This window comes from Arenibaculum sp. (genome assembly GCF_035998295.1).
GTDB lineage: Bacteria > Pseudomonadota > Alphaproteobacteria > Azospirillales > Azospirillaceae > DASYHS01.
The window spans coordinates 1-4,552 of sequence record NZ_DASYHS010000130.1; the positions used below are offsets into that span (position 1 = coordinate 1).

Here is a 4,552-nt window from a genome sequence, read left to right on the forward strand (position 1 = left end):
CAGCGTGCCGAAGAAGTCGTAGACCGAGAGGTCGAAGCTGAGCGAGGAGATCGCCAGCACCCGGTCCGACGGGCCGACGGCGAACCGCTCGTTGATGTCGAGCAGGGTGTTCACCGCGCCACGATGGTCGATCACGACCCCCTTGGGCGTGCCGGTGGAGCCGGAGGTGTAGATCACGTAGGCGAGGTCGGTCCCGTCGAGCGCCACGGGGCGAAGCTCCGGCCCGTCCCCGTCGTCGGCCAGGTCGTCGGCCAGGTCGTCGACCGCGATCGCCTCCACCCCCTCGGGCAGCTCGCTGCGCCGGCGCAGCGCCGACTGCGTCAGGACCAGCTCGACCTCGGCCCGCTCCAGGATGTAGTGCACCCGTTCCACCGGCAGCGCCGGATCGATGGGCAGGTAGGCGCCGCCGGCATACAGGACGGCGAGCGTGCCGAGAACCTGTTCCCAGCCCCGCTCCATCATCACCGCGACCAGCCGGTTCGGCCGTACGCCCCGGGCCTGCAGACGGCCGCCCAGGCGGCGCGCGCAGCGGCGCAGCTCGCCGTAGTCGAAGCTGCGGCTGCCGCCGAGCACGGCCGGCGCCGCCGGCGTGGCGAGTGCTTGCCGGTCGAACAGCTCGTGCATCAGCGGCGCCGACGCCGGCGCCGCGTCCGCGGGCGGCAGCAGGCGCGTGAAGGGCAGCGAGGCCGGCGTCGTCGACTGCCAGGCCGCCGGCTCGGCCAGCCGGTCCAGCAGCCCGCAATAGGCCGCGAACATGTCGGCGACCATGCCCTCGGGGAACAGCTCGTCGATGCTGTCCCAATTGAAGATCAGACGGCCCTCGTATTCCAGCAGGGTATGGTCGATCCAGACCTGCGGCGTCTGGGTGATGCTGTGGACGTTCTGCGCGCCCAGCGCCTCCGACAGGCTGTATTCCGCCTGCTCGGGCGCCGCTTCGCTCAGCGTGCTGTTGAACACGATCGGCATCGCCGTCTGCTGGGCGCCGCGCGCCTGCGACAGCTCGCGCAGGACCCGCACGCCGCTGACCGCGGCGTGGTCCATGTCGCGCCACAGCCGTTCCTGGATCGCCCGCGCCTTTTGCGCGAAGGTCGCCTTGCCGTCCACCTCGACCTCGAGCAGGACCAGCGAGGTGAAGTCGCCGATGATCGCATTGACGCCGGGGTGCAGGGGCTGGCGGTTGAACAGCGGCAGGCTGAGGGTGAAGCGGGGATGCCGGCTCCACAGGGCCAGGACCTCGGAGAAGGCGGTCAGGAGCAGCACGGACGGCGTCACGGAGAACTGCCGGCCCACCTCCTTGAGGCGCGACCACCGGTCGGCCGGCATGTCGAGGTCGCGGCGGGTGAAGTGGGCGGCGGCGATGGACTCGGGCGGGCGGACCAGCGGCAGGCTCGGCGCCGGGGCGAGGTCGGCGACCCTGTCGCGCCAGTAGCGCAGCGCGCGCTCGTAGCGCGGCGTCGCGCGCTGGGCCCGCTCCGCCAGCACGTAGTCCCGGAAAGTGAGCTCCAGCGGCGGCAGGTCCGCCTCCGGATCGGCGTAGAACGCCATCAGCTCGCGCGCGAGGATCTGGCTGCTGGCGGCGTCGACGATCAGCCCGTCCATGCTGATGTGCAGATGCGCCACGCCGTCGTCGAGTTCGGTCAGCCGGAACTCGAACAGCGGCCAGCGGCTGGCGTCCAGCACCTGGTGCGACATGCGCTCGCGCGTGCGGGCGAGCCCGGCGGCCACCGCATCCCGGTCGAGCCCGCGCAGGTCGTCCCGGGACAGCCGGTAGTAGGGGACCTCCTCCAGCACCCGTTGCGTGCCGTCGCCGAGGAAGAGGGCGCGCAGCATGTCGTGGCGCCGGATGACGCGGTTCAGGGCGCGCTCGAAGCGGTCGACGTCGAGACCGCGCACGCGGGTCTCCTCGTAGCCATGCGCGGCCACGCCGCCGAGCCCGACGGTGGCCTCCCGCCCGAACCAGTAGGCCTGCTGGATGTCGGTCAGCGGGAAAGGCTGGTGGCGGGCATCCCAGTCCGGGCGGATCGCCTCGATCGCCCCGTCCTGCGCCCCTTCCTGCGCGCCGGCTTCCCTCTTCCCGCGCTCCAGCTCGGCCGCGAGGTCGGCCAGGACGGGATGCCGGAACAGGCTGCTCAGCGAGAGGCGGGCCGACATGCGCTGGTTGATCGCGTGGATCAGGCGGGTGGCCAGCAGCGAGTGGCCGCCGAGGTCGAAGAAGTTGTCGTGGATGCCGACCCGGTCGCGCTTCAGGATCTCGGCCCAGATTTCGGCCATCAGGGCCTGCGCGGCGCTGCGCGGCGCCACGTAGTCGGCCCCGCTCCGCTCCTGCCCCGGTGCCGGCAGGGCCCTGCGGTCGAGCTTGCCGTTGGCCGTCAGCGGCAGGCGGTCGAGCATCATCCACCGCGTCGGAACCATGTAGTCCGGCAGCAGCCGCAGCAGCCGGTCCCGCAGCAGGTCGGCCCCGGCGGTGCCCACCACATAGGCGACCAGCCGCTTGTCGCCGGGATCGTCCTCGCGCAGCAGCACGACCGCCTCCCGGACCCCGGGCTGGCGCTGCAGCACGCTCTCGACCTCGCCGAGCTCGATGCGGAAGCCGCGCAGCTTTACCTGCTGGTCGATCCGGCCCAGGTACTCGATGTTGCCGTCCGGCAGGAAGCGGGCCAGATCGCCGCTGCGATACATCCTGGCCCCGGGGGCGTCGGCATGGGGATCGGGCAGGAATCTCTCGGCCGTCAGGCCCGGACGGTTCAGGTAGCCCCGCGCCAGCCCGACGCCGGCGATGTACAGCTCGCCCGCGACGCCGACCGGGACCGCGTTCAGCCCCTCGTCGAGCACGTAGAGCCGGATGTTGTCGATCGGCCGGCCGATCGGCGGCGCGTCGGGCCAGCCGCCCATCGCGGCGCAGCTCAGCGGGTACTGGCTCGCGGCGTGGGTCTCGGTCGGTCCGTACTGGTTGTAGAGATACCGCCCGCCCAGGGCGCGCATGCAGGCACGCAGGTCGTCGTTGACCTGGAGAGCCTCGCCCGCGGTCACGATCTCGCAGCCGCCTTCCGGCACCGGATCGCCGGGGGACGACAGGTTGGCCATCTGCTGGACCACGGCATAAGGCAGGAAGGCGCGCTGCACGCCGTGCTCGGCGATGAAGCGACGGAGCTGCCCGAGGTCCTTCCGGCTGGCTTCGTCCATCAGCACCAGGGTCCGGCCCAGGCACAGCGTGCTCAAGATCTCCTGGAACGAGACGTCGAAGTTCAGGGAGGCGAACTGCAGGACGCGGGCGGGCACCGGGCTGTCGGCCGCGGCATGGTCGACCTGCCAGCCGATCAGGTTGTCGAGCGCGCGGCGGGTCTGCGCGACGCCCTTCGGCCGGCCGGTGGAGCCGGAGGTGTAGATCACATAGGCGAGGTTGTCCGCGTCGACCGCGACCTCCGGATCGCCGTCGGGCTCTCCGGCCCAGGCGCCGCGATCCTCGTCCAGGCTCCACGCCGGTACGATCTCCCCCTCCTGCGGCAGGATGCCCCTCAGCCGCTGCTGGGTCAGCAGCAGCTTCGGCGCGGCATCCGACAGCATGAAGGCCAGCCGCTCCGCCGGGTAGGCGGGATCGAGCGGTACGTAGGCCGCCCCGGCCTTCAGGATGGCGAGCAGGCCGACCACCATCTCCGGCGACCGCTCCATGCACAGCCCGACCCGGTCGTCCGGTCCGACGCCGCGTCCGATCAGGAAATGCGCCAGCTGGTTGGCGGCCCGGTTCAGCTCCCCGTAGGTCCAGCCCTCGCCCATGAAGACGAGCGCCGTCTCCTGCGCGCCGCGCGCGGCCTGGGCCTCGAAACGGCGCAGGAAGCCCGAAGCGGGCGGCGGCTCGCGGCGGGTCGCGTTCCAGCCATGGAGCAGTTGCCGCCGCTCCGCCTCGCCCAGGAGGTCGATCTCGCCGACGGGCCGCCGCGGATCGGCGATCAGGCCGGCCAGCACCCGGCGCAGATGGCGGGCGAAGCGCCTCACCGTGGCCGCATCGAACAGGGCGGAGGCGTACTCGATGCCGCCGACGATCCGGCCCCCGCGCTCCACCAGCATCAGCGCCAGGTCGAACTTCGAGGCGACGTGAGGGGCCTTGACCCGGCCGACGGAGAGGCCCGGCAGTTCGAAAGCGCCGTCCTCGTCCTTCTCCCAGGCGAGCATCACCTGGAACAGCGGCGCGTGCGCCAGGCTGCGCACGGGGTTGATCTGCTCCACCACCTGCTCGAACGGCAGGTCCTGGTGCTCCTGCGCGCCCAGCGCCGCCGCGCGCACCCGGCCCAGAAGCTCCTCCACCGTCGGCGAGCCCGACAGGTCCAGGCGCAGCGCCAGCGTGTTCACGAAGAAGCCGATCAGCCCCTCCACCTCCGAGCGCGTCCGGTTCGCCGTCGGCGTCCCGATCACAACGTCCTTCTGCCCCGACAGCTTCGAGAGCACCAGCGCCCAGCCCGCCAGGACCGTCATGAACGCCGTCGCCCCGTGGCGCAGGCCGAACGCCTTCAGCGCCGACGTCAGCGCCTCGTCCAGCTCCAGCGGCACGAAGCCG

General features: G+C 72.0%; 1 protein-coding gene. It reads right to left on the bottom strand.

What is annotated here, in order from left to right:
* Positions 1 to 4,552, bottom strand: a 4,552-nt coding sequence (locus VGO20_RS12930; RefSeq protein WP_327502765.1) for a non-ribosomal peptide synthetase, incomplete at both ends; no start/stop codon positions are given.